This is a genomic window from Rubrivivax benzoatilyticus JA2 = ATCC BAA-35 (assembly GCF_000190375.1).
GTDB lineage: Bacteria > Pseudomonadota > Gammaproteobacteria > Burkholderiales > Burkholderiaceae_C > Rubrivivax > Rubrivivax benzoatilyticus.
In genome coordinates, this window is record NZ_AEWG01000151.1 from 1 (window position 1) to 23,871 (window position 23,871).

Annotated in this window: 19 protein-coding genes; 9 read left to right on the forward strand and 10 right to left on the reverse strand. The window is 72.5% G+C overall.

Annotated elements, in window-relative coordinates; all coding sequences use genetic code 11:
• The 3 genes from gspD to gspF all read left to right on the forward strand — a co-directional run.
• A partial coding sequence (gene gspD / locus RBXJA2T_RS16815) for a type II secretion system secretin GspD (RefSeq protein WP_009858621.1) occupies nucleotides 1–1,168 on the forward strand: 1,168 nt, incomplete at its 5' end.
• Between the two features lie 4 nt (nucleotides 1,169–1,172).
• Nucleotides 1,173–2,591, forward strand: a complete 1,419-nt coding sequence (gene gspE, locus RBXJA2T_RS16820) for a type II secretion system ATPase GspE (RefSeq protein WP_009858622.1) — start codon at nucleotides 1,173–1,175, stop codon at nucleotides 2,589–2,591.
• Nucleotides 2,591–3,808, forward strand: coding sequence for a type II secretion system inner membrane protein GspF (gspF, locus tag RBXJA2T_RS16825; protein WP_009858623.1), 1,218 nt, complete (start codon nucleotides 2,591–2,593; stop codon nucleotides 3,806–3,808). Before gspE ends, gspF begins: the two co-directional genes overlap by 1 nt.
• Here gspF and RBXJA2T_RS16830 read toward each other — a convergent pair whose 3' ends face one another.
• Both RBXJA2T_RS16830 and RBXJA2T_RS16835 read right to left on the reverse strand, forming a co-directional pair.
• On the reverse strand, nucleotides 3,809–5,368 hold the full coding sequence (locus RBXJA2T_RS16830) for a methyl-accepting chemotaxis protein (protein ID WP_009858624.1): 1,560 nt from the start codon (nucleotides 5,366–5,368) through the stop codon (nucleotides 3,809–3,811).
• 49 nt (nucleotides 5,369–5,417) lie between these two features.
• Nucleotides 5,418–5,627 carry a hypothetical protein gene (locus tag RBXJA2T_RS16835; RefSeq protein WP_009858625.1) on the reverse strand — a complete coding sequence of 70 codons (210 nt, stop codon included), beginning with the start codon at nucleotides 5,625–5,627 and terminating at the stop codon, nucleotides 5,418–5,420.
• 220 nt (nucleotides 5,628–5,847) lie between these two features.
• Here RBXJA2T_RS16835 and RBXJA2T_RS16840 point away from each other — a divergent pair, with 220 nt between their 5' ends.
• Nucleotides 5,848–6,849, forward strand: coding sequence for an AAA family ATPase (locus tag RBXJA2T_RS16840; RefSeq protein ID WP_009858626.1), 1,002 nt, complete (start codon nucleotides 5,848–5,850; stop codon nucleotides 6,847–6,849).
• Nucleotides 6,850–6,871: 22 nt separating this feature from the next.
• On the opposite strand, the gene RBXJA2T_RS16845 is transcribed toward RBXJA2T_RS16840, so the two are convergent.
• Complete coding sequence (locus RBXJA2T_RS16845; RefSeq protein WP_029718728.1) at nucleotides 6,872–8,653, reverse strand: diguanylate cyclase; 1,782 nt, start codon at nucleotides 8,651–8,653, stop codon at nucleotides 6,872–6,874.
• Nucleotides 8,654–8,767: 114 nt separating this feature from the next.
• Here RBXJA2T_RS16845 and RBXJA2T_RS16850 point away from each other — a divergent pair, with 114 nt between their 5' ends.
• Nucleotides 8,768–10,960, forward strand: coding sequence for a patatin-like phospholipase family protein (locus tag RBXJA2T_RS16850; protein WP_237704898.1), 2,193 nt, complete (start codon nucleotides 8,768–8,770; stop codon nucleotides 10,958–10,960).
• Here RBXJA2T_RS16850 and ydiK read toward each other — a convergent pair.
• The 5 genes from ydiK to RBXJA2T_RS16875 are packed head-to-tail and all read right to left on the reverse strand — an operon-like array spanning nucleotide 10,957 to nucleotide 15,127.
• Complete coding sequence (gene ydiK, locus RBXJA2T_RS16855; RefSeq protein WP_009858629.1) at nucleotides 10,957–12,036, reverse strand: AI-2E family transporter YdiK; 1,080 nt, start codon at nucleotides 12,034–12,036, stop codon at nucleotides 10,957–10,959. The two genes, RBXJA2T_RS16850 and ydiK, sit on opposite strands and share 4 nt — an antisense overlap.
• A complete protein-coding gene (locus RBXJA2T_RS16860; protein ID WP_009858630.1) occupies nucleotides 12,033–12,620 on the reverse strand; it encodes a DUF3299 domain-containing protein in 588 nt (195 codons plus the stop codon). Before RBXJA2T_RS16860 ends, ydiK begins: the two co-directional genes overlap by 4 nt.
• Nucleotides 12,621–12,636: 16 nt before the next feature.
• Nucleotides 12,637–13,908, reverse strand: a complete 1,272-nt coding sequence (locus RBXJA2T_RS16865) for an ABC transporter permease (RefSeq protein ID WP_009858631.1) — start codon at nucleotides 13,906–13,908, stop codon at nucleotides 12,637–12,639.
• Nucleotides 13,905–14,582, reverse strand: coding sequence for an ABC transporter ATP-binding protein (locus tag RBXJA2T_RS16870; protein ID WP_009858632.1), 678 nt, complete (start codon nucleotides 14,580–14,582; stop codon nucleotides 13,905–13,907). Before RBXJA2T_RS16870 ends, RBXJA2T_RS16865 begins: the two co-directional genes overlap by 4 nt.
• Nucleotides 14,579–15,127 (reverse strand): ZrgA family zinc uptake protein, encoded by a 549-nt coding sequence (locus RBXJA2T_RS16875; protein WP_009858633.1) that lies wholly within the window; start codon nucleotides 15,125–15,127, stop codon nucleotides 14,579–14,581. Before RBXJA2T_RS16875 ends, RBXJA2T_RS16870 begins: the two co-directional genes overlap by 4 nt.
• 85 nt (nucleotides 15,128–15,212) lie before the next feature.
• Here RBXJA2T_RS16875 and RBXJA2T_RS16880 point away from each other — a divergent pair, with 85 nt between their 5' ends.
• Both RBXJA2T_RS16880 and RBXJA2T_RS16885 read left to right on the forward strand, forming a co-directional pair.
• Entirely contained in the window at nucleotides 15,213–16,139 is a 927-nt protein-coding gene (locus tag RBXJA2T_RS16880) for a 5'-nucleotidase (RefSeq protein ID WP_009858634.1), read from the forward strand.
• A gap of 26 nt (nucleotides 16,140–16,165) precedes the next feature.
• Nucleotides 16,166–17,014 (forward strand): alpha/beta fold hydrolase, encoded by an 849-nt coding sequence (locus tag RBXJA2T_RS16885; RefSeq protein ID WP_009858635.1) that lies wholly within the window; start codon nucleotides 16,166–16,168, stop codon nucleotides 17,012–17,014.
• Nucleotides 17,015–17,041: 27 nt separating this feature from the next.
• Here the strand turns inward: RBXJA2T_RS16885 and RBXJA2T_RS16890 are convergent, their stop codons facing one another.
• Complete coding sequence (locus RBXJA2T_RS16890; protein ID WP_009858636.1) at nucleotides 17,042–19,885, reverse strand: M16 family metallopeptidase; 2,844 nt, start codon at nucleotides 19,883–19,885, stop codon at nucleotides 17,042–17,044.
• A 96-nt stretch (nucleotides 19,886–19,981) separates the two neighbouring features.
• Nucleotides 19,982–20,713, reverse strand: a complete 732-nt coding sequence (locus tag RBXJA2T_RS16895; protein WP_009858637.1) for a Crp/Fnr family transcriptional regulator — start codon at nucleotides 20,711–20,713, stop codon at nucleotides 19,982–19,984.
• A gap of 141 nt (nucleotides 20,714–20,854) precedes the next feature.
• On the opposite strand from RBXJA2T_RS16895, the gene RBXJA2T_RS16900 reads away from it, so the two are divergent.
• Entirely contained in the window at nucleotides 20,855–22,801 is a 1,947-nt protein-coding gene (locus tag RBXJA2T_RS16900; protein WP_009858638.1) for an AMP-dependent synthetase/ligase, read from the forward strand.
• Nucleotides 22,802–22,919: 118 nt separating this feature from the next.
• Nucleotides 22,920–23,774, forward strand: coding sequence for an ABC transporter ATP-binding protein (locus tag RBXJA2T_RS16905; RefSeq protein WP_230760907.1), 855 nt, complete (start codon nucleotides 22,920–22,922; stop codon nucleotides 23,772–23,774).
• The last annotated feature ends 97 nt before the right edge of the window (nucleotides 23,775–23,871 follow it).

Below are 23,871 nucleotides of genomic sequence, written 5' to 3' on the forward strand. Positions count from 1 at the left end.
GTCGGCGCAGGCCACCGCGCCGGTGACGCCGTCGGGCCAGCCGACGACCGGCGGCTTCATCCAGGCCGACCCGGCGACCAACTCGCTGATCATCACCGCGCCCGAGCCGCTGTACCGCCAGGTGCGCACGATGATCGAGCAGCTCGACTCGCGCCGCGCCCAGGTCTACATCGAGAGCCTGATCGTCGAGGTGGCGGGCGACAACGCCGCCGAGTTCGGTTTCCAGTGGCAGGGCCTGATCGGCAAGGACGGCGACAAGACCGGCCTGTTCGGCGGCACCAACTTCAGCAACAACAACGGCAGCGGCAACATCCTCAACATCACGACCGCGGCGGCCAGCGGCAGCGCCAGCGGCGTGTCGCTCGGCGAGGGGCTGAACGTCGGCATCCTGCGCCGCTACGGCGGCACCTACGCGCTGGGCGCGCTGGCCAACCTGCTGCAGAGCCAGACCAAGACGAACATCGTCTCGACGCCGAACCTGATCACGCTGGACAACGAGGAAGCGAAGATCGTCGTCGGCGAGAACGTGCCGTTCATCACCGGCCAGTACACCAACACCGGCACCGCGACGACGAGCCCGTTCCAGACCATCGAGCGCAAGGACGTCGGCATCACGCTGCGCATCCGGCCGCAGATCGGCGAGAGCGGCACGGTGCGCATGACGATCTACCAGGAGCAGTCCAGCGTGCTGTCGACGGCCACCGTCGGCACGACCAACGCCGGGCCGTCGACGACCAAACGTTCGATCGAGTCGCAGGTCGTCGTCGAGGACGGCCAGATCATCGTGCTCGGCGGCCTGGTGCAGGACAGCTACGTCGAGGAGAAGTCCAAGGTGCCGCTGCTGGGCGACATCCCCGGCCTGGGCGCGCTGTTCCGCAGCGAGAGCCGCACCAAGAAGCGCACCAACCTGATGGTCTTCCTGCGCCCGGTGGTGATGCGCGACGCCGACAGCACCGTCCGGCTGTCGCTGGACCGCTACGACCAGATCCGCGCCCGCCAGGAAGGCGCGCAGCCGACGCCCAGCGCCATCCTGCGCATCGACGAGGCGCCGGTGCTGCCGCCGCTGCCCAACGCCGCGCCGCCAGCCGCCCAGCCGGCGAAGGCGCCGACGGCCGAGCCGGTGACGCCGGCGCCGAACGACGCCAGCCCAGCCGCCAGGCCGCAGTAAGACGATGGCCACCCGACACCCGCTGCCCTACGCGTTCGCCAAGGCGAACACGCTGCTGCTGGAGGACGACGGCCAGCTCGTGCTGTGGGCCGGCGAGACCACGCCGCCGGCGGCGCTGGCCGAGGTGACGCGGCTGTTCGACGTCGCCGCCTTCGAGCACGAGCCGAGCGCGACGCTCGGCCAGCGCATCGCCGCGGCCTACGCCGGCGGCGAGAGCAGCGCCGCGGCCGTCATCGGCGAGGTCGAGAGCGGCGTGGATCTCTCGCGCATGATGCAGGAGCTGCCGGCGGTCGAGGACCTGCTCGAGGCCGCCGACGACGCGCCGATCATCCGCATGCTCAACGCGCTGCTGACGCAGGCCGCCAAGGACGGCGCCAGCGACATCCACATCGAGCCCTACGAACGCAGCTCCAGCGTGCGTTTCCGCGTCGACGGCACGCTGCGCGAGGTGGTGCAGCCGAACAAGGCGCTGCACGCGGCGCTGATCAGCCGGCTGAAGATCATGGCCGAGCTCGACATCGCCGAGAAACGCCTGCCGCAGGACGGCCGCATCAGCTTGCGCATCGGCGGCCGGGCGATCGACGTGCGCGTGTCGACGCTGCCGTCGGCGCACGGCGAGCGCGCGGTGCTGCGCCTGCTGGACAAGGCCGAATCGAAGTTCACGCTCGAAGGCCTGGGCATGGACGGCGAGCTGCTGCGGCGCTTCGAGCGCCTGATCCAGCAGCCGCACGGCATCGTGCTCGTCACCGGCCCCACCGGCAGCGGCAAGACGACGACGCTGTACGCCTCGCTGGGCCGCGTCGACACCGCGACGACCAACGTGCTGACCGTGGAAGACCCGGTCGAGTACGAGCTGCCCGGCATCGGCCAGACCCAGGTCAATCCGAAGATCGACCTGACCTTCGCGAAGGCGCTGCGCGCGATCCTGCGCCAGGACCCGGACGTCATCATGATCGGCGAGATCCGCGACTACGAGACCGCGCAGATCGCGATCCAGGCCTCGCTGACCGGCCACCTGGTGCTGGCGACGATCCACACCAACGACGCGCCGTCGTCGGTCACGCGGCTGATCGACATGGGCGTCGAGCCCTATCTGCTGTCGTCCAGCCTGCTCGGCGCGCTGGCCCAGCGCCTGGTGCGCAAGCTCTGCCCGGCGTGCAAGCGCCAGGACGGCGAGGGCCGCTGGCATCCGGTCGGCTGCCCGGCCTGCAGCCACACCGGCTACAAGGGCCGCACCGGCGTCTACGAGCTGATGGTCGTCGACGAGGCGGTGCAGACGCTGATCCACGAGCGCGGCTCGGAACAGGACCTGGCCGCCGCCGCGCGCGCCAACGGCCTGCGCTCGATGCGCGAGGACGGCGAACGCCTGATCGCCGAGGGCGTCACGTCCGCCGAGGAAGTCATCCGCGTCACGAGGGACTGATGCCGGCCTACCGCTTCGAGGCGCTGGACGCCGCCGGCAAGGCCCAGAGCGGCCTGCTCGACGCCGACAACGCCCGCGCCGCCCGCGCCCAGATCCGCGCGCGCAACCTGGTGCCGCTGTCGGTGGCGCCGGTCGGCGCGCCGGCGGCCGAGGGCACGACCGCGGCGCGGTTCTCGCGTCGCGTGTTCAACGCCACCGGGCTGGCCGTGTGGACGCGACAGCTGGCCGGGCTGGTCGGCTCGGGGCTGCCGCTGGAGCGGGCGCTGACCGCGCTGGCCGACGAAGCCGAGGACCAGCGCCAGCGTGAACTGCTGGTGCACCTGAGGAGCGAGGTCAACGCCGGCAGCCCGTTCGCACGCGCGCTGGCCACGGCGCCGCGCGAGTTCGACGAGGTCTACCGCGCGGTCGTCGCCGCCGGCGAGCAGAGCGGCGCGCTCGGCGCGGTGCTCGAACGCCTGGCGCAGGACCTGGAGGACCGCCAGGCGCTGCGCGCCAAGCTGCTCGGCGCGATGCTCTACCCGGCCATCGTCTCGCTGATCGCGCTGGTCATCGTGACCTTCCTCGTCACCTACGTCGTGCCGCAGGTGGCCACCGTCTTCAGCAACACCAAGCAGTCGCTGCCGCTGCTGACCGTCGTGATGATGGCGATCAGCGACTTCGTGCGCCACTGGGGCTGGGCGGTGGCGCTGGGCGTCGTGGCCGGCGTGTCGGCTTTCGTCTTCGCGCGGCGCAGCGCAGGGTTTCGCGAGCGCAGCGACGCCGCCTTCCTGCGGCTGCCGCTGGTCGGCCGGCTGGCGCGCGGCTACAACGCGGCGCGGTTCGCCGGCACGCTGGCGATGCTGGCCGGCGCCGGCGTGCCGATCCTGAAGGCGCTGCAGGCGGCGGCCGAGACGCTGGGCAACCGCGCGATGCGCGCCGACGCGCTCGACGCGCTGGTGCAGGTGCGCGAAGGTGCGCCGCTGGCCTCGGCGCTGGCGGCGAAGAAACGTTTCCCGGGGCTTCTGGCGATGTTCGCCCGCCTCGGCGAGCAGACCGGCCAGCTGCCGGTGATGCTGCAGCGCGCCGCGACCCAGCTCGGCGCCGAGGTCCAGCGCCGCGCGATGGCCGTGGCCACCGTGCTCGAGCCACTGCTGATCGTCGCGATGGGCGGCGTCGTGATGATGATCGTGCTGGCGGTGATGCTGCCGATCATCCAGCTCAACAGCTGGGTGCGCTGATCAGGCGCGGGCCTCCTGGCCCAGCCTGAAGGTCGACACCAGCTCGGCCAGCTGCCCGGCCTGTTGGCGCAGGCTGCCGGCGGCGGCCGTCGCCTCCTCCACCAGCGCGGCGTTCTGCTGCGTCATCTGGTCGAGCTCGTTGACCGAGCCGTTGACCTGCGCGATGCCCTGGCTCTGCTCGTGCGACGCGGCGCTGATCTCGCCGATGATGTCCGTCACGCGCTGCACGCTGGCGACGATCTCCGTCATCGTGCTGCCGGCCTCGCCCACCAGGCGCGAACCCGACTCCACCTTCTCGACGCTGGTGCCGATCAGCGCCTTGATCTCGCGTGCCGCCTCGGCGCTGCGCTGCGCCAGCGTGCGCACCTCGCCGGCCACGACCGCGAAGCCGCGGCCCTGCTCGCCCGCGCGTGCCGCCTCGACCGCAGCGTTCAGCGCCAGGATGTTGGTCTGGAACGCGATGCCGTCGATCGTGCCGATGATGTCGGCGATGCGGTGCGAGCTGGCGCTGATCTCGTCCATCGTCGCCACCACTTGGCCGACGACCTGGCCGCCGCGGCGCGCCACGTCGGCCGCCGAACCCGCGAGCTGGTTGGCTTGCGCCGCCGAGTCGGCGCTGGACTTCACCGTGCCGGTGAGTTGCTCCATCGCGCTGGCCGTCTGCTGCAGGTTGGATGCCGTGTGTTCGGTGCGCTGGCTCAGGTCCTGGTTGCCGGTGGCGATCTGCTCGCTCGCCGTGGCGATGCCGTCGGCCGCGCCGCGCACCTGCTGCACCGTGCGCCGCAGCGCCTCGCGCATCGAGTCCACCGCACGCAGCAGGCGCCCGGTCTCGTCGTTCGGGTAGTGGCTGCGCGCCGTGCCCGACAGGTCCATCGCGGCGATCGCCTCGGCCGCGCGCTCGGCTTCCACCACCGGGCGCACGATGCTCTGCGTCAGCCGCCAGGCGAGAAAGGCGCCGAGCAGCAGCCCGACGACGCTCGCGCCGACCAGCGACTGCACGGTGCGGGCACGCAGCGCCTCGACACGCGCCGCGGCGGCATCCAGGTTGGCCTGCTGCAGCTCGACCAGCTTCTGGACACTGGCGGTGAACTCGTTGGACACCGGCTCGAAACGTTCGCTGAACACCTTCGCGGCGCCGGCTTCGTCGCCGGCCTTCTTCAGCTTGCTGACCTCGTCGCGCGCCGACAGGTACTGCTTGCGTGCTTCGCCGATGCGATCGAAGAGCGCATGCTCCTCGTCGCTGTCGAGCGAGTCGCCGATCTTCTTCTGCAGTTCGCCGCTCTCCTTGCTCGACTGCACCGAGACGGCGGCGAAGTATTCGACCAGGCTCGGATCGCTGCTCTTGGCGATCGCCGAGGCGCGCTGCACGCCGGCGTTGATGCGCAGCAGCCAGGCGGCGCTGGCTCGCTCGACGACGAGGCGCTTGTTCAGCATGGTGTCCAGTTCACCCTGCAGCGTGCGCAGCATCAGGACCGAGGCGATGGCCGAGACGAGCGACAGCGTCAGGATGGCGGCGAGAACGACGGCCATCCGGCGGCCGATCGAAAGGCGTTGCAGCATGCGGGTTCCTCCGGAATGCGCCCGTCCGGATGTCCGGGCGTCACCCGGGTTAGTCGGCCGCGCGCGCGCCGGACTGAAGTCCGCAAGCGTGACCGAGCACACGCCAGCCGCGCCGCAGCGCGGCGCGGGGCAGCTGCGGCTCGCGCAAGTCCTCGGCGAAGGCCTCGCTGCGGTAGCAGGCCTCCAGCGCCGGCGTGTCGGGGCGGGCGCGGTCTTCGGTCGGCATCCAGCCTTGGGCGGCGGCGGTGGCAGCGTGCATCGTCGTCTCCGCGGCCCGGGGCAGGCCGCGACGGCATCCTGGCCGGCACCGGTTTCAGCATCTTGACCGGACGATGTCGGTGCGGTGACGGCGACAACAGGCGCGGGTCTTGCTTCAGCGCGCACAACAAGCGGGGTTTTGCCGCACGGTTCCGGGCTTGCCGGGCGGCCGCCGATGCTTGAATGATGTGACGCCTGTTCTCCCGCTCCAGGAGGTGTGCATGTCGGAATCGCACGATCTCGTCCCGGTCGCCGCCGGCCACGGCCGGATCCCGATCGCGCAGCTGCGCAGCGTCTACCGGCCCGACGAGGTCGAGAAGCGCCTGACCCAGCTGCCCCCGCGGGAGCACGAGACGCTGCGCAGCACCTACGAACGCATGATCGAGAAAGGCGGCGAGCGCTTCCAGGTCAGGCCCTCGGGCGTGCCGGCGATGGAGCATCTGTACGAGGAGCTGCCCAACTTCGGCGAAGTGCTCGACGACGTGAAACGCCAGCTCGCGCTGTGCCAGGACAGCCGCGACGCGCTGGAGATCACGCCGATGCTGCTGCTGGGGCCCCCGGGCATCGGCAAGACGCACTTCGCGCGCGAGGTCGCGCAGCTGCTGGGCACCGGGCTGGGTTTCGTGTCGATGAGTTCGCTCACCGCCGGCTGGGTGCTGTCGGGTGCGTCCAGCCAGTGGAAGGGCGCGCGGCCGGGCAAGGTCTTCGAGACCCTGGTCGAGGGCCAGTACGCCAACCCGGTGATGGTCGTCGACGAGATCGACAAGGCGCGCGGCGAACACGCCTACGACCCGCTGGGTGCGCTGTACAGCCTGCTGGAACACGACACGGCCTGCCATTTCACCGACGAGTTCGCCGAGGTCGCGATCGACGCCAGCCAGGTCATCTGGGTGGCCACCGCCAACGACGAGCGCGCCATCCCCGACCCGATCCTCAACCGGATGAACGTCTTCGAGGTCCAGCCGCCCGACCTCGACGCCGCGCGCTCGATCGCGCTGCGCCTGTACCGCAGCCTGCGCGAACGCCACGACTGGGGCCGGCGCTTCGACGAGCAGCCCGGCGAGGCGGTGCTCGAACGCATGGCGCAGATGGCGCCGCGCGAGATGCGGCGCGCCTGGATGACCGGCTTCGGCAACGCCCGGCTGGCCGGGCGCGACACGATCGAGCTCGCCGACCTGCCCGGCGCGGCGGCGCGCCGCGGGGCCATCGGCTTCCTGCAGTGAACGCCCGGCCGGCACCGCCGCTTCAGGCGTAGGCGCCCGGCGGCACGGCGCGGCGCACCGTGCCCTTGCCGGCCTGCTTGCCGGCGTACATCGCGGCGTCGGCGCGGCGCAGCAGCAGCACCGGGTCGCGCCCGTCCTGCGGCGCGAGCGCGAAGCCGACGGTCAGGCCGACGACGCAGCGCCGGCCGTCGCCCTCGAAGGGCGCGGCGAAGGCCTGCACCAGCCGCTCGCCGAACGCCCAGGCCGCATCGGCGTCACCCAGGCCGGCGGCCAGCACGACGAACTCGTCGCCGCCGAAGCGCGCGACGACGTCGCCCTGGCGCAGCACGCCGCGCAGCCGCTGCGCGGCCTGCGCCAGCAGCAGGTCGCCGACCTCGTGGCCGTGTTCGTCGTTGACGGCCTTGAAGCCGTCGAGGTCGACGAGGAACAGCGCCAGCGGCCGCTGCTCGTCGACACGCGCCAGCGCCGTGTCCAGCGCCTGCTCCAGGCCGCGCCGGTTGGGCAGGCCGGTGAGCGCGTCGCTGTGCGCCAGGGCCTGCAGGCGCTGGCGCTCGCGGTCGGCGAGCTCGGCGCGTTCGCGCTGCTCGACGTCGCGCAGGTCGAGCACACGCAGCCAGGCCAACGCCTGCAGCAGCGCGCCGACCTGGTAGGCGTGCCGGATCCAGCCGTCCAGGTCCAGCCAGCCGTGCAGCAGCAGCGCCAGCACCGTGGCACCGACGGCGCTGGCCCCCCAGCCGAGGATCACGTACGGCGCCGCGTGGTCGCCGGCATGCCAGCGCCGCCAGGCCATCGGCAGCGCGATCAGCATCGGCAGCGGGCCCAGCAGGCTGGCGACGAACTGCGCCTGGTGATAGTCCAGCGCGCCGGCCAGCAGCAGCAGCGCGGCCAGCGCCGCCACGACGCCGGCCAGGCGCGTGGTGCGCGCCAGCGGCGGCGACAGCACGCGGGCCTCGAACAGCCCGTCGACCAGCCACAGCGCGCCAGCCAGGCCGACCAGCGCCGACAGCAGCGGCGCCAGGTCGGCGAACCGCGCGCTGGCCGACCACAGGTGCTGCGCGCCCAGCCCGGCAAACGAGAACAGGAACAGCCCCGAACCGACGGTCGACAGCGCGTAGTGCACGTAGACCGGCTCGCGCCGCCCCACCGCGCGCACCAGCGCGAAGGCCACCAGGCAGACGCTGATGCCGGCGGCCAGCCCCTGCAGCATCTGCAGCCGCGCCTCCTCGGCGTAGAAGACGCCGGGCTTGAGCAGGCGCACCGGCAGCAGCATCGTGCTGGTGGTGCGCACGCGCAGCAGCAGCTCGTGCTCGAGCCCGCGTTCGAGCATCAGCAGCATCGCGTGCGGGCGCGTCGGCAGCGGCCGCTGCACGAACGGCAGCGAGTCGCCCAGCGTGACCTGGCGCACCACCAGGCCGTCGGAGACGACGTAGACGTCGACGCGGTCCAGCGGCGGGTAGTCCAGGTCCAGCAGCCAGCGGCCGTCGTCGGTCTCGGGCACCGCCAGCTTCAGCCGCAGCCAGACGGCGCCGTCGCGCAGGCCGAGGTTGGCGCGCCGCCCCTGCATCGGCACGAACTCGCCGCGCCGGCGCAGCGCGTCCTCGACGCCGAGCTGCGCCGACGGGTCCGCCAGCATCGTCATGCTCGACCAGGCGTCGATGGCGCCGCGTTCGGGCCCGAGCACGATCCAGCGGCCGTCGGCGGCCACCGCCACGCCGCCGCCCAGGCCCACGAGCAGCAGCAGCGCCGCGACCATCGTGCGCCACCACGCCGCGACCGGCGGCACACGCCGCGCTGGCGGGGTCATGGCGGCAGGCGGGGTGGGTCGGGCCGGCATCTCCGCAGGGCTATCGGGCGTCCGGGCGACGGTTTGAGACCCGTGGCGTGCAGGACCCCACGCGCCGCCGGGACAATGTCGCGCATGACACCCTCTTGCCGCCGCTCGACCGTGCTCGCCAGCCTGCTGCTCGCGCTGCTGCCGCCGCTGCACGCCGCCGACGGTGGCGAACGCCCGCGTGTCGGCCTGGTGCTCAGCGGCGGCGGCGCGCGCGGCGCGGCGCACGTCGGCGTGCTCGAGGTGCTGGACCGGCTGCACGTGCCGGTGGACTGCGTCGCCGGCACCAGCATGGGTGCGCTGGTGGCCGGCGCCTGGGTGGCCGGCGTGCCGCCGCAGACCATGCGCGAGGAGCTCGGCCGCGCCGACTGGAACGACATGTTCCAGGACAACCCCGAGTACGCCGAGCTGAACTTCCGCAACAAGCAGATCGAGCGCCGCTTCCTGTCGGGCACCGAGAGCGGCGTCGGCGCGGCCGGGCTGATCGGCGCCCAGGGCGTGGTCACCGGCCAGAAGATCAAGCTGTTCTTCAACCGCCTGGTGCGCGCCGAGGCCGGCGAGCGCGACCTGGGCCGCCTGCCGCTGCCGCTGTCGATGATCGCCACCGACATCGGCACCGGCGAACGTGTCGTGCTGCGCTCGGGCAGCCTGACGCAGGCGATGCGCGCGTCGATGGCGGTGCCCGGGCTGCTGCTGCCGCTGGAACTGGACGGCCGCCGCCTCGTCGACGGCGGCATCGTCGACAACCTGCCGGTCGGCGAGGTGCGCGAGCGCTGCGGCGCCGAAGTCGTCATCGCCGTCAACGTCGGCTCGCCGCTGCTCAAGGCCGAGGAGGTGACCGGCATGCTGTCGCTGACGGCGCAGATGGTCGCCATCCTGACCGAGCAGAACGTCGCCCAGTCGCTGGCGACGCTGAAGGACGGCGACGTCTACATCAAGCCCGACCTCTCCGGCCTGAGCGCGGCCGACTTCGAGCGCAGCGCCGAGGCCGCCGACCGCGGCCGCGCCGCCGCCGAGGCGCTGGCGCCGGCGCTGCAGCGCCTGGCGGTGCCGGCCGAGCAGTACGCCGCCTGGCGCCGCCGGCTGGAGGACCACCGCCCCGACGTCGACCGCGTCGACGCCATCGAGATCGCCGGGCTGCAGCGGGTGGATGCGGTGGTGCTGCGCCGCCACCTGTCGCAGCGCGAAGGCCAGCCGCTGGACGCCGAGGCGCTGAACCGCGACCTGGTGCGCGCCTACGGCGACGGCTACTACCAGGGTGTCGACTACACGCTGCTGACGCAGCGCGGCCGCCGCGTGCTGCGCATCACGCCGATCGAGAAGCCCTGGGGGCCGGACTACCTGCGCCTGGGCCTGAACTTCGACTCCAACGTCAGCCAGGGCTCGACCTACTCGCTGCGCGCCGGCTACCAGAAGACCTGGCTGAACACGCTCGGCGCCGAGGCGCTGCTCGAGGCGGAGATCGGCAACGTCAGCGCCGCCGCGCTGACGCTGTACCAGCCGCTGGAGCCGACGCAGTTCTGGTTCGCCCAGCTCGACGCCGGCTACCGCCGCGAACGCGCCGACATCTTCGAGGACGACCGCCGCATCGCCGAGTACCAGGTCTCGCGCGACATCGTCGAACTCCAGCTCGGCGCCAATCTCGGCCTCTTCGGCCAGGCCCGCCTCGGCTGGCGCGACGGCGAGCTGCGCCCGCGCGTGGACACCGGCGACGCCTCGCTGCCCAGCTTCAGCCAGCCGCTGGACGGCTGGACCGCGGCACTGGACCTGGACCAGCTCGACCGGCTGCACTTCCCGAGCGCCGGCTGGGCGGCACGCATGGCCTGGTTCTCGTCGCGCCAGCGCCATTACCGGCGCCTGGACGCCGAGGCCCGCGCCGCCTGGGGTTACGGCGACTGGGTGCTGGGCTCGCGCATCGCCTGGACCGGCTCGACCGGTGGCGAGCTGCCGGTCTGGGACGCGGCCACGCTGGGCGGCTTCCTGAACCTGTCGGCCTACGCCTCGGGCCAGCTGCGCGGCGACGACATGCGCTACGGCCAGCTGCGCGCCGAACGCATCGTCGGCCGGCTGCCGCTGGGGCTGCGCGGCGACATGCGTTTCGGCCTCGCCTGGGAGCGTGCTCGTTTCGGCCGGCTCTACACCGAGACCGGGCGCCGCGGCTGGCTGGACTCGGCCAGCGCCTACCTCGGCGGCGAGACGCCGATCGGCGCGGTCTACGTCGGCATCGGCCGCGGCCGCGACGGCGCGTCCAACGCCTACCTGTTCATCGGCACGCCCTAAGGCGCGGCCGGCGGCGCACCGTCGGCCGGCGCACCGCCCTCGCCGATCCAGCTCTCCAGCAGCGTGAAGCCGACGGCCAGCACGACCGGCCCGACGAAGATGCCGACCAGCCCGAAGGCCAGCAGCCCGCCGATGACGCCGGCGAAGATCAGCAGCAGCGGCAGGTCGGCGCCCAGGCGGATCAGCACCGGGCGCAGGAAGTTGTCCAGCGTGCCGACGATCGCCGACCAGACGAGCAGGAACACGCCCCAGCCGACGTCGCCGCCGTAGAGCACCCAGCCGGCGGCCGGCAGCAGCACCGGCAAGGCGCCGATCTGGGCGATGCAGAGCATGAACATCAGCGCCGTCAGCAGCCCCGCCAGCGGCACGCCGGCCAGCGCCAGGCCGACACCGCCGAGCACCGCCTGCACCACCGCCGTGACACCGACACCGAGCGCGACACCGCGGATCGCGTCGGCCGCCAGCGTCACCGCGCCGACGCCGCGCTCGCCGGCCAGCCGGCCGGCGAAGGCCCGCACCTGGGCGCCGAAGACCTCGCCTTGCGCGTACATCACCGCGGCGATGACGACCGTCAGCACGAACTGCAGCGCGACGCTGCCGAAGTCGCCGATCTCGCCGACGAACCAGCGCGTGAAGCCGCCGGCGTAGGGCTGGATGCGCACGACCAGGCCTTCGAGCCCGGCGGCCACCGCCTGCTCCCAGGCGACGGCGAGCTTGGGGCCGACCATCGGCAGCGCCAGCAGCCAGGCCGGCGCCTCGCGCGACGGCCGCCAGGTGGCGAGGTCGCGTGCGGTCTGGGCGATGCGGTCGGCGTTCTCGACCAGCGTCGCGATCGACAGCGCCAGCGGCACCGCGAACAGCAGCACCAGCAGCAGCGTCATCACCGTCACCGCCGCGGCGCGGCTGCCGCCAAGCGCGGCCTGCACCCGCAGCATCAGCGGCCAGGTGGCGACGACGACCATCGTCGCCCAGATCGTCGGCCCGACGAAGGGCTTGAGGATCCACAGCGAGCAGCCGACCAGCGCGGCCAGGAACAGCACCGCGAAGCTGGTGCGGGTGACGTCGGCAGTCTTCAACGTGCCTTCTCCGTGTAGCGCTCGACGGCGGCGCCGTCGATGCGGTAGCTGCTGGCGCCCATGTAGGTGTCGCCGCGCACGGTGGCCAGCGTGCCGCTGACCCAGACCGTGTCCATCGACTTGAAGGCCACCGGGCGCGCCGCGAACACGTGCACGATCTGGTTGGCCGGCGGCGGCGGGCTGTGGATGCAGGCGCCGAAGTACGGCACCAGCAGGAACTCCTTCAGGCCCTGCTTCGTCTCCTCCAGCGGCACGACGAAGCCCGGCAGGCGCACCGCCTGGCCGACGATCGCCGGATTCGCCGGCGCCGCGTCCCAGATCTCGCGCATGCGCTGCAGCAGCTTGTTGGCGCGCGGGTCGCCGTCGGCGAGACCGGCGAGGTCCAGGTCCTTGAACTCCTTCATCGGGTCCCAGTCCCTGGGCACCAGCTGGTCCCAGCCGATCGTGCGCGGCGCACCGGGCGCGGCCTTGGCCGGCGCGGGGGCAGCCAAGGCCGGCTGCGGCGGCGCCACGCCGGCCGCCGGCTGGGCAACGGCCGGGCCGATCAGGGCCGCAACCGCCGCGGCGGCGAGGAGTCTGTGCATATCGTGTCCTTCGACATCAGCGCGGGCTCAGCCCGTCGGCCAGCGACAGCCGGTAGGCGCGCCAGCCCGGCACCAGCCCGGCGAGCATACCGGCGGCGAGCACCGCGCCCAGCCAGGCCCATTGCGTCGGCGTCGGCGCGCCGTGCGACAGCGCCACGCCCAGGTGCTGCTGCACCCAGGGCCCGGCCAGCACGACGGCGGCCACGGCCAGCAGCACACCGAGCGCGGCGCCGGCCAGCGTCACCAGCGCGGCTTCGGCGGCCAGCAGCGCCAGCACGTGGCGCGGCCCGGCGCCGACGGCACGCAGCACCGCCAGCTCGCGCCGGCGCTCGGCCAGCCCGGCCAGCACCACCGCCACCAGCCCGGCCAGGCTGACGACGGCGACCAGCGCCGACACCGCGAGCAGCGACCGTTCGCCGACGCCGACGACCTCCCAGAGCTCGTCGAGCGCGACCCCGGGCAGCACCGCCAGCAGCGGTTCGGCCTCGTAGTCGGCCACCCAGCGCTGCACGCGGAACACCGCGACACGGCTCTTCAGTCCGACGAAGGCCGCGGTCGCGCGCTTGGGCGCGAGGTCGAACTTGCGTGCCTGGTCGGCGGCGATGTGCACACCCGGCATCGGCGCGCCGCCGGCCCAGTCGAGGTGGATGGCTTCGATGGCGGGCAGGCCGACGTGCACGCTGCGGTCCACCGGGGTGCCGGTCGGCGCCAGGATGCCGACGACGGTGAAAGGCTTGTCGGCGTGTTCGGCGCCGAGTTCGCCGCCGGCGCCATGCGCCAGCACGATGCGCTGGCCGACGCGGTAGCCCAGGCGGGCGGCAACCTCGGCGCCGAGCACCGCCTCGTACAGCCCGTCCAGCGTGCCGCTGAAGGCGCGGCCTTCGGCCAAGGCCAGCGCCTGGCCCTCGCCGTAGCGGAAGTGCTCGAAGTAGCCGGTGCTGGTGCCGACGACCGGGAAACCGCGGTGCGAGTCGCCGAGCGCGATCGGCACGACCCAGGCCACTGCCGGATGGCGCGCGATCGCGTCGACGCTGGCCATCGAGATGTCGTTGGTCGCGCCGCCGAGGCGGAACACGGCGTACAGCATCAGCTGCACCGGCCCGGTGCGTGCGCCGACGACGAGGTCGGTGCCGCTGACGGCCTGCGAGAAGCTGGCGCGCACGTCCTCGCGCAGCCGCTCCAGCGTCAGCAGCAGCGCCGTCGACAGCGCGATCGACAGCGCGACGAGCAGCAGCGTGCCGCGCCGCGCCCAGGCGCTGCGTGCGGCCAGGCCGACGAGCGGCGTCATCGTGCGGCCCCGTTGAGGTCGGCCAGCGCGACGCGGCGGTCGAAGCGCCCGGCCAGGCGCTCGTCGTGGCTGACGAAGACCAGCGTCGTGCCGGCCTCGTGCACCGCGGCCAGCAGCAGGTCGAGGAAGGCGTCGCGCAGCGGCGTGTCCAGCGCCGAGGTCGGCTCGTCGCAGATGACGAGTTCGGGGCGGCCGATCAGCGCACGCGCCGCGGCCACACGCTGCTGCTGGCCGACCGAGAGCTCGGCCGCCGGCCGCGCCCAGGCCTCGTGCGGCAGGCCGACGCGCGCGAGCAGCGCCTCGGCGTCGCCGGCAGCGGTGCGCGCGCGGCGCCGCACCGAGAAGCGGCACGGCAGGCGCACGTTGTCCAGCACGCTGAGATACGGCAGCAGGTTGAACTGCTGGAAGACGTAGCCGACGTGGTCGGCGCGGAAGGCGTCGCGACGGCCGGCGGCCAGCGCCGCCCAGTCCTGGCCCAGCACCTCGACACGGCCGTCGCCGGGCAGCAGCACGCCGGCCAGCAGGCCGAGCAAGGTGCTCTTGCCGCCGCCGCTGGGGCCGTGCAGGAAGACCGCCTCGCCAGCTTCGACGTCCCAGGCGTCGATGGCCAGCGTCGGCGCGGGGGCCCGCGGCCAGCGGTAGCGCAGGCCGCGGATCGAGATCGCCGGGTTCACCGCACCAGCGGCAGGCGCGTCATCGGCCGGCTCAGCATCGCCTTCCACTGGCCCTTGGGCGTGGCGACCTGCACGTGCACGATGCGCAGCCGCGGGAAGCTCTCCAGCAGCCCGGTGTCGACGAAGGCCGCCCGTTCGGCAGCCGCGCACTCCAGCGTGTAGCTGGCGTCGGCGTCGGCGTGGCCGTCGTCGCCGTGCGCGTGGTCGTGGTCGGCGCCGTGGGCGTGACCGGGCGCCAGCGGGCCGCCGTCGATCTCGGCCTGGGCCGGGCCGCAGCCGGCGGCCGGGTCGGGGCGCCACAGCTTCGCGGCGTCGGCGAGCCTGGCCAGCGCGGTGCGCGCGGCGGCGCGTTCGGCGTCGTTGCGCGGCGCACGCTCGAAACCGACCAGCGTGTCCAGCGGCATCTCCAGCATCAGCGTGATGCGGCCGGGCTCGACGGCGACGTCGAGCCGGGCGACGCCGTGTTCGTGCGGCGGCGCCGCCATCGCGGCCGAGGCGGCCAGGGTCGACACGAGGATCGCGCCACGTCGCAGCAGGTGCTTCATCTCGGGAACGGCAGGCGCCGAAGTCAGGCAGACGCTGCCGATTGTGCCGGCGCGGCGTGACGGCCTGCCCATATCATCACCCGCGATGGACGAAACCGCCGCCCTCGCGCCGGCCGCAGCCGACGCCCGCCTCGTCGTCGCGATCTCCTCGCGCGCGCTGTTCGACTTCGAGGAGGAGAACCGCGTCTTCGAGGCCGGCGGCGACGACCGCGACTACATGCGGCTGCAGCTGGAACGCCTGGACGTGCCGGCGCGCCCCGGCGTCGCGTTCTCGCTGGTGCACAAGCTGCTCGCCTTCAACGCCGGCGCGCCGCGCGTCGACGTCGTCGTGCTGTCGCGCAACGACCCGGTGTCGGGGATGCGCGTCTTCCGCTCCGCCCAGCACTACGGCCTGCCGATCGAACGCGGCATGTTCTCGCGCGGGCGCCCGCCGTGGCGCTACCTCGGGCCGCTGAAGGCCAACCTGTTCCTGTCGACCAACGAGGACGACGTGCGCGCGGCGCTGGACGCCGGCGTCGCCGCGGCGCGTGTGGCCACGCACAGCCGCCACGCCGCCGAGACCCACCCCGACGAGCTGCGCATCGCCTTCGACGGCGACGCCGTGCTGTTCTCCGACGAGGCCGAACGTGTCTACCAGCAGGAAGGCGGCCTGGCCGCGTTCCATGCCCACGAGGTGGCGCGCAGCACGACGCCGCTGCCGCCGGGGCCGTTCAAGCCGCTGCTCGAGGCGCTGCACCGGCTGCAGCGCGCCGCGGCCAGCGGCATGCGCGTGCGCACCGCGCTCGTCACCGCACGCAGCGCACCGGCGCACGAACGTGCGATCCGCACGCTGATGGCCTGGCAGCTCGAGGTCGATGAGGCGATGTTCCTCGGCGGCCTGCCCAAGGGCGAGTTCCTGCGCCAGTTCGAACCCGACTTCTTCTTCGACGACCAGACCCGGCACGTCGAACACGCGGCCGGCCACGTGCCCGCGGGCCACGTCGCCGCCGGCATCACGAACGCGGCGCGCTGACGCCGCCCTACCCTTTCCCGTCCGAAATGCGAATCGAGATCCAGCCCGGCGTGCGCCTGTTCGTCGACGTCGAAGGCCCGGGCTTCGTGCCCGACGGCCCCACGCTGCGCGAGAAGCCGACGCTGCTGCTGCTGCACGGCGGCCCCGGCTTCGACCACGCGAGCTTCAAGCCGCTGTTCTCGCGCCTGGCGGACCTGGTGCAGATCGTCTACGTCGACCACCGCGGCCACGGCCGCAGCGACCCGCGCCCGGCCGAGGAATGGACGCTGGACACCTTCGCCGACGACGTCGTGCGGCTGTGCGACGCGCTCGGCGTCGAACGCCCGATCGTGCTCGGCCAGTCCTTCGGCGGCTTCGTCGCCCAGCGCTACATCGCGCGCCACCCGGGCCATGCGGCCAAGGTCATCCTGTCGAGCACCGCGCCGCGGTTCGAGCTGGCGCGCAAGCTGGCGATGTTCGAGCGCCTGGGCGGCGCCGCGGCGCGCGACGCCGCCGAAGCCTTCTGGACGCGCCCCGACGCCGCCACCTGGGCGGCCTACGAGGTGCACTGCCGCCACCTCTACAACACGACGCGCCCGGCCGACCCGGACGCCGGCCAACGCGGCCTCTTCCGCCCGGAGATCCTGTTCGGCTGGAACGAGGCCGAACACGCGGCGATGGACCTGCGTGCCGGCCTTGCCGCCGCGCGCTGCCCGGTGCTGGTGCTCGCCGGCTCGCACGACCCGGTGTGCCCGGTCGCCGACGCCGAGGACATCGCCTCCGCGCTGCCGCCAGCGCTGGTCGAGTACACGGTCATCGAAGGCGCCGGCCACGGCACCTGGCGCGACCGGCCCGACGAGGCGCTGGCGCGGCTGCGCGCGTTCATCGCGGGCTGAAGGCCACCAAGGGTGGCCCGCACACGGTCAGCGAGCGGACGCCCCGGGCACGGCCGCGGCGATCAAGCTTCCCGCCGCGGCCCGGCTTTGCCGGGCCGCTGGCGGACGGCCCCCTCGGGGGGTAGCGAGCGCTAGCGAGCTTGGGGGGCTCAAAAAGTCCCCGCCCCAGGCGATGCTCCAGCGCGACGGGTCCAGGTACTTGCGCAGCGCGGCGTTCACCTGCTCCAGCGTCAGCGCCGAGATCCTGTCGTCGACCTGCTGCGAGAACGCGAACGTGCGGCCCAGGTAGAGGTTGGACGCCAGCTGGCCGGCGACCACCGGGTCCTGCGCACGCTGCAGGCGCAGCGTGTTCAGCAGGCCCTTGCGGCCGGCCTCGAACTCGGCCTGGTTGAAGCCTTCGCGGCGCGCCTTGTCGAGCTCGGCCATCACCGCGGCCTCGACCTTGGCGCGGTTCTGCGGCGCGAAGATCGCGCTCACCGACCAGGTCGAGTTCTGCTCGATGCGGCTCCAGTCGATCGTGGAACGCACGTCGTAGCTCAGGCCCTCGGTCTCGCGCACCCGCGTCCACAGCCGCGACGAGGTGCTGCCGCCGAACAGGTAGTTGGCCATCAGCAGCGCCGGGTAGTCGGCGTCGCGGTCGGACACCGGCAGCGCCAGCGCGGTGCGCAGGTTGGCGTTCTGCTTGTCCGGCGTCTGCAGCTTGAAGGCCGCCGGCGCGACCTCGACCCGCGGCTGCGGCAGGCGCTCGTAGGCCTGCGCACCGGCGGCCGGTGCCCGCCAGTCGGCGAAGGCGACGACCAGCGCACGCTGCACGGCCTCGGCGTCGAAGTCGCCGACGGCGCTGAACTCGCCCGCCGCCGCGCTGTAGAAGCGGCGGTGGAAAGCCGCCAGCTGCGCGGCATCGACCTTGGCGACGTCGTCGGCCATCTCCTCGAAGCTCGGTGCGTAGCGCAGGTCACCGCGCGGGTACGGGTTGCCGTGGCGCGCCAGCGCGTTGGCGATCAGCGCCGCGGGCTCCTGCTTCTGGTTCTCGATCGCCGTCGCCCACTGGCGCTTGACCTCGTCGAGCGCGTCGGCCGGGAAGGCCGGCTCGCGCAGCAGCCGGCCGACCAGCGCGACGGCCGCCGGCAGGTGCTCGCGCACGGTGACGATCGCGACGTCCAGATCCTGACCGTTGGCGTTGAAGCCGACCTGGGCGCGCAGCGCGTCGAAGCGGTCGGCGATCTGCTGGCGCGTCATCCCGGCGCCGCCCTTGTCGAGCATCTCGGCGACGACGCTGGCGACGGTCTCCTGGCCTTCGAGCGCCTTGCCGGTGCCGAAGTGCAGCCGCAGCCGCGCCTGCACCGCGCCGCCGCGCGTGCTCTTGGGCAGCAGCGCGACCTTCAGCCCGCTCTGCAGCGCCGAGACCTGGGTGCGCCGGTCGAGGTTGGCCGGCGTGGCCTCGAAGCTCTCGGCCTGCGCGAGCTGGGCGCGGCCGCGGTAGTCCTTGACCAGCGCCGCGACGTCGACCCGCGCCGGCGTCGGCGCGCGCTGCGGGTTCTCGGTCGGCAGATAGGTGCCGACGGTGCGGTTGTCGCGCAGCAGCACCTGGCGCGCGACGCGATTCAGGTCCTCGACCGTCAGCTTCTCGACCTGGTCGCGCTCGACGAAGAACAGCCGCCAGTCGCCGCGCGAGATCGCCTCGGACAGCTCGATGCCGACGGCCTGCGGATCGCTGAAGCCCTTCTCCCAGCCGTTGAGCCACTTCACGCGGGCGCGTTCGAGCTCCTCGGCCGTGATCGGCTCGGCGGCCACGCCGTCCAGCGTCGCCAGCATCGCCGCCCGCGCGGCCTCGACGTCCTGGCCCGGGGCCAGCTCGATGCCGGTGAACAGCACGCCGGGCTCGGCCAGCCCGAAGGCGACGCCGAAGCTCGACGCCGCCAGCTTGCCCTCGACGAGGCGCTTGTGCAGCCGGCCGGCCGGCGCGTCGCCGAGGATGCCGGCCAGCAGCGACGCGGCGGCGAAGTCGGCGCTGGCGCCCGGGGCGACGTGAAAGCCGGTGAAGACCATCGGCGCGCCGCCGGTGCGGCGCAGCGTCACGGTGCGTTCGCCGTCCTGCGCCGGGTCCAGCGTGTAGGTCGGCTCGAGCACACGCTTGGGCCGCGGGATTTTGCCGAAGCTCTGCGTGATCCAGCCCAGCGTCTTCGCGACGTCGAAGCGGCCGGTGACGATCAGCGTCGCGTTGTCGGGCTGGTAGTAGCGGCGGTAGAAGGCCTGCAGGCGCGGGATGTCGACGTTCTCGACGTCGGCGCGGGCGCCGATCGTGTCCTTGCCGTAGGCGTGCCAGTCGTACATGACGGCCATCGTCTTCTGGAACAGCGCGCCGCTGGGGCTGTTCTCGCCCATCTCCATCTCGTTGCGCACGACGGTCATCTCGCTGTCCAGGTCGCGGCGCGCGATCAGGCTGTTGACCATCGCGTCGGCCTGCCAGGACAGGTACCAGCGCAGGTTGTCGTCGCTGGCGGCGAAGCTGGCGAAGTAGTTGGTGCGGTCGAACCAGGTCGTGCCGTTGGCGCGCAGGCCGCGGCGGCTGAACTCGGCCATCACGTTGCGCGTCGTCGGCGTGCCCTTGAACAGCAGGTGTTCCAGCAGGTGCGCCATGCCGGTCTCGCCGTAGCTCTCGTGGCGCGAGCCGACGCGGTAGGTGACGTTGACCGTCGTCGTCGGCTTGGACTCGTCGGGCACCAGCAGGATCTGCAGGCCGTTGGGCAGCCGGTACTCGGCGATGCCCTCGACGGTGGTGACGGCGACGACGCCGGCGGGAAGCGCGGCCTTGGGCGGCGGCGCGGCGTGCACGAAGGATGCCGACAGCACGAGGGCTGCGGCGCTCAACCAGGCTCTGATCATCTTCTGCAGGGACAGGCTAGGACGAAGCCGGCGAGTGTAGGCCCGCGGCGCGACGCCACCACGGCCAGCGGGGGTTGGCGCTCAGCCGCCGGCGCGAAAGCCGCGCAGCCCGTCGAGCGCCAGCACGCGCACGCCGCCGTACTCGACGCGGATCAGCCCGCGCGCCTGCAGCGCGTGCAGCGCCTCGTTCACCCGCTGGCGCGACAGGCCGACGAGATAGCCCAGCTCCTGCTGCGTGATGTGCAGCACCTCGCCGACGCCGGGGTACAGCGTCGGGTGGAACAGCGAGGCCAGGCTGCGTGCGACCCGTTCGTCGGGGTCGGTCAGGCGGTCGATCTCGCGTGCGCCGATGAACTGTCCCAGGCGTTCGTTCAACTGCAGCATCACGAAGCGGTTGAAGCCGATGCTGCGGTCCAGCAGCCAGTGGAAGGTGTCGGCGCCGATGCCGGCGACGTGGCTGCGCCGCAGCGCCTCGATGTTGTAGCGGTAGGGCTCGCGCTTGAGCACCGTGCCCTCGCCGAACCAGCCGCCGGGCGGCACGCCGGTGAAGGTGATCGGCATGCCCAGCGCCGAGTCGTTGCTCATCTTCAGCAGCCCGTCGATGAGCCCGAACCAGTAGCTCACCGGCCGGCCGATGCGGCAGACGTGCTCGCCGGCCTCGACCTGCACGACGCGCAGGTCGGCGAGCACACGCTCGCGCTCGACGGCGTCGAGACGGCCCAGCCAGGGGATGCCGGCGAGTTCTTCGGCGGTGGCGGCACGCGAGCGTGACGCGAGCGCGGCGGAACCCGGCGAGGGCGTGGTCGACGTCATGGCGCGGCTGCGGGAAAGACCCGGTGGGACGTTCCCGAAGATTGTCGTCAGAACGACAACTCGACGTCAAAGCCGTTCGTACGATCGTCTCGAACGGAGCCGGCCACCCTCGGCCCCGGCCCGCCGCCCTCTGGAGCCGCCATGCCGACGACTTTCCCGCGTCTGTTGCAGGAGCATGCGAAGCGCCGCCCGCAGGCCCCTGCGCTGCGCGAGAAGGTCTACGGCATCTGGCAGACGCTGTCGTGGAGCGAGCTGCTGACGCTGGTGCGTGCGCTGGCCGGCGGCTTCGCGGCGGCCGGCATCGCGCGCGACGAGCACGTCGTCGTCGTCGGCGAGAACCGGCCCCGGCTGTATGCGTCGATGCTGGCGCTGCAGTCCATCGGCGCGGTGCCGGTGCCGCTGTACCAGGACGCGGCCTCGCCGGAGTACGCCTTTCCGATCACCAACGCCGACGTGCGCTGCGCCGTCGTCGAGGACCAGGAGCAGGTCGACAAGCTGCTGGAGCTGCGCGAGACCTGCCCGCGGCTGGAGCGCCTCTGGTACGACGACCCGCGCGGCCTGCGCAAGTACGCCGAGCCGGGCCTGGAGTCGCTGGATGCGCTGATCGAGGCCGGCCGCGCGCACGACGCCGCGCACCCCGGCGCCTTCGACGCCGCGGTCGAGGCCGGCACGCCGGAAGACGTCGCGGCGATGTTCTTCACCTCGGGCACGACCGGCAACCCGAAGGGCGTGGTGCACACCCACCGCTCGCTGCTCGACCGCGCCTCGGCCGGCCGCGACTTCGACCGCCTGACCGAACACGAGGAAGTGCTGGCCTACCTGCCGCCGGCCTGGATCGGCCAGAACATCTTCAGCTACGCCCAGTGGCTGGCCTGCGGTTACGTCGTCAACTGCCCCGAGTCGCAGGCCACGGTGACGATCGACCTGAAGGAGATCGGCCCGACCTACTACTTCGCGCCGCCGCGTGTCTTCGAGGCTTTGCTGACCAGCGTCACGATCCGCATGGAAGACGCCTCGGCGATCAAGCGCTGGATGTACCGCCGCGCGATGGCGGTGGCGCGCCGTGTCGGCCCGCAACTGATGGACGGCAAGGCGATCAGCCTCGGCGACCGCATCGCCTACGCACTGGGCCAGCTCTTCGTCTACGGCCCGCTGCGCAACACGCTGGGCTTGTCGCGCGTGCGCGTGGCCTACACCGCCGGCGAGGCGATCGGGCCCGACCTCTTCACCTTCTACCGCTCGATCGGCATCAACCTGAAGCAGCTCTACGGCTCGACCGAGACCGCGGTCTTCGTCTGCCTGCAGCCCGACCACGAGGTGCGCGCCGACACGGTGGGCGTGCCGATCGCCGGCGTCGAGATCCGTGTCGCCGACAACGGCGAGATCCTCGTGAAGAGCCCGGGGCTGCTGAAGGAGTACTACAAGAACCCGGCGGCCACCGCCGAGGTGCTGACCGCCGACGGCTGGTACCACACCGGCGACGCCGGCTTCCTCGACGCCCACGGCCACCTGAAGATCATCGACCGCGCCAAGGACGTCGGCCGGCTGGCCGGCGGCGCCAACGACGGCGCGATGTTCGCGCCCAAGTACGTCGAGAACAAGCTGAAGTTCTTCCCCTTCATCAAGGAGGCGGTGGCCTTCGGCGACGGCCGCGAGAAGGTCTGCGCCTTCGTCAACATCGACTTCGAGGCGGTGGGCAACTGGGCCGAGCGGCGCAACCTGCCCTATGCCGGCTACACCGACCTGGCGGCCAAGCCGCCGGTGCTGGAGCTGGTGCGCGAATGCGTCGAGCAGGTCAACGCCGACCTGGCGGGCGACGAGCGGCTGGCCGGCAGCCAGATCCACCGTTTCCTCGTGCTGCACAAGGAGCTCGACGCCGACGACGGCGAGCTGACGCGCACGCGCAAGGTGCGGCGCGGCTTCATCGCCGAGAAGTACGCGGTGCTGGTCGACGCGCTCTACGAGGGCCGCAGCGAGCAGTTCATCGAGACCGCGGTGAAGTTCGAGGACGGCCGCAGCGGCAGCGTCTCGGCGACGCTGGCGATCCTCGACAGCAAGGTCTTCCCCGCGCAGCGAAAGGCGGCGTGATGACCCACCCCCGTAGCGCCTTCGGCGCTCCCCCTCAAGGGGGCGACGCCAGCGGCCGGGCAAAGCCCGTTCCGCGGCGTCAGCTTGATCGACGGGCTGCCATCGAAAGGTGTTTCGCATGATTGCCACAGACGAATCCGCCGTGCTCGAACAACCCGCGAACAAGACGTCGTCAGAACCGGCAACTGCCACCGGCCGCCGCAGCGGCGAGGTGATCCTCGACGTGCGCAACATCTCGCTGCGTTTCGGCGGCGTCAAGGCGCTGACCGACATCAGCTTCGACGTGCGCGAGCACGAGGTGCGCTCGATCATCGGCCCCAACGGCGCCGGCAAGAGCTCGATGCTGAACTGCATCAACGGCGTCTACTCGCCGCAGGAGGGCTCGATCAGCTTCCGCGGCAAGACCTTCGCGCACATGAACAGCCGCCAGGTCGCCGAGATGGGCATCGCGCGCACCTTCCAGAACCTGGCGCTGTTCAAGGGCATGAGCGTGCTCGACAACATCATGTCGGGCCGCAACCTGAAGATGAAGACCAACCTCTTCCAGCAGGCGATCCGCTGGGGCGCGGCCGAGCGCGAGGAGTGCGAGCACCGCGAGTTCGTCGAGAAGATCATCGACTTCCTCGAGATCCAGGCCTGGCGCAAGACGCCGGTCGGGCGCCTGCCCTACGGCCTGCAAAAGCGTGTCGACCTCGGCCGCGCGCTGGCGATGGAGCCGCAGGTGCTGCTGCTGGACGAGCCGATGGCCGGCATGAACGTCGAGGAGAAGCAGGACATGAGCCGCTTCATCCTCGACGTCAACGACGAGTACGGCACGACCATCGTGCTGATCGAGCACGACATGGGCGTCGTGATGGACATCAGCGACCGCGTCGTCGTGCTCGACTACGGCAAGAAGATCGGCGACGGCACGCCCGACGAGGTGCGCAGCAATCCCGACGTCATCGCGGCGTATCTGGGCACGTCTCACTGAGCCTCTTCCGAGTGATGACCCGCGACGCGCACCGCCGGCCTGCCCCCCTCTCCCGCCCGCGGGAGAGGGCTGGGGTGAGGGCTCGTGGCACGCGTCT

What these genes read in the sequence shown, in the direction of transcription:
- RBXJA2T_RS16900 (WP_009858638.1), top strand. Translation starts at nt 20,855, where the DNA reads ATGCCGACGACTTTCCCGCGTCTGTTGCAGGAGCATGCGAAGCGCCGC.
- RBXJA2T_RS16845 (WP_029718728.1), bottom strand. Translation starts at nt 8,653, where the DNA reads ATGACCCCGCCAGCGCGGCGTGTGCCGCCGGTCGCGGCGTGGTGGCGC.
- RBXJA2T_RS16865 (WP_009858631.1), bottom strand. Translation starts at nt 13,908, where the DNA reads ATGACGCCGCTCGTCGGCCTGGCCGCACGCAGCGCCTGGGCGCGGCGC.
- gspE (WP_009858622.1), top strand. Translation starts at nt 1,173, where the DNA reads ATGGCCACCCGACACCCGCTGCCCTACGCGTTCGCCAAGGCGAACACG.
- RBXJA2T_RS16850 (WP_237704898.1), top strand. Translation starts at nt 8,768, where the DNA reads ATGACACCCTCTTGCCGCCGCTCGACCGTGCTCGCCAGCCTGCTGCTC.
- RBXJA2T_RS16885 (WP_009858635.1), top strand. Translation starts at nt 16,166, where the DNA reads ATGCGAATCGAGATCCAGCCCGGCGTGCGCCTGTTCGTCGACGTCGAA.
- RBXJA2T_RS16860 (WP_009858630.1), bottom strand. Translation starts at nt 12,620, where the DNA reads ATGCACAGACTCCTCGCCGCCGCGGCGGTTGCGGCCCTGATCGGCCCG.
- RBXJA2T_RS16875 (WP_009858633.1), bottom strand. Translation starts at nt 15,127, where the DNA reads ATGAAGCACCTGCTGCGACGTGGCGCGATCCTCGTGTCGACCCTGGCC.
- RBXJA2T_RS16905 (WP_230760907.1), top strand. Translation starts at nt 22,920, where the DNA reads ATGATTGCCACAGACGAATCCGCCGTGCTCGAACAACCCGCGAACAAG.
- gspF (WP_009858623.1), top strand. Translation starts at nt 2,591, where the DNA reads ATGCCGGCCTACCGCTTCGAGGCGCTGGACGCCGCCGGCAAGGCCCAG.
- RBXJA2T_RS16830 (WP_009858624.1), bottom strand. Translation starts at nt 5,368, where the DNA reads ATGCTGCAACGCCTTTCGATCGGCCGCCGGATGGCCGTCGTTCTCGCC.
- RBXJA2T_RS16880 (WP_009858634.1), top strand. Translation starts at nt 15,213, where the DNA reads ATGGACGAAACCGCCGCCCTCGCGCCGGCCGCAGCCGACGCCCGCCTC.
- RBXJA2T_RS16895 (WP_009858637.1), bottom strand. Translation starts at nt 20,713, where the DNA reads ATGACGTCGACCACGCCCTCGCCGGGTTCCGCCGCGCTCGCGTCACGC.
- RBXJA2T_RS16840 (WP_009858626.1), top strand. Translation starts at nt 5,848, where the DNA reads ATGTCGGAATCGCACGATCTCGTCCCGGTCGCCGCCGGCCACGGCCGG.
- RBXJA2T_RS16835 (WP_009858625.1), bottom strand. Translation starts at nt 5,627, where the DNA reads ATGCACGCTGCCACCGCCGCCGCCCAAGGCTGGATGCCGACCGAAGAC.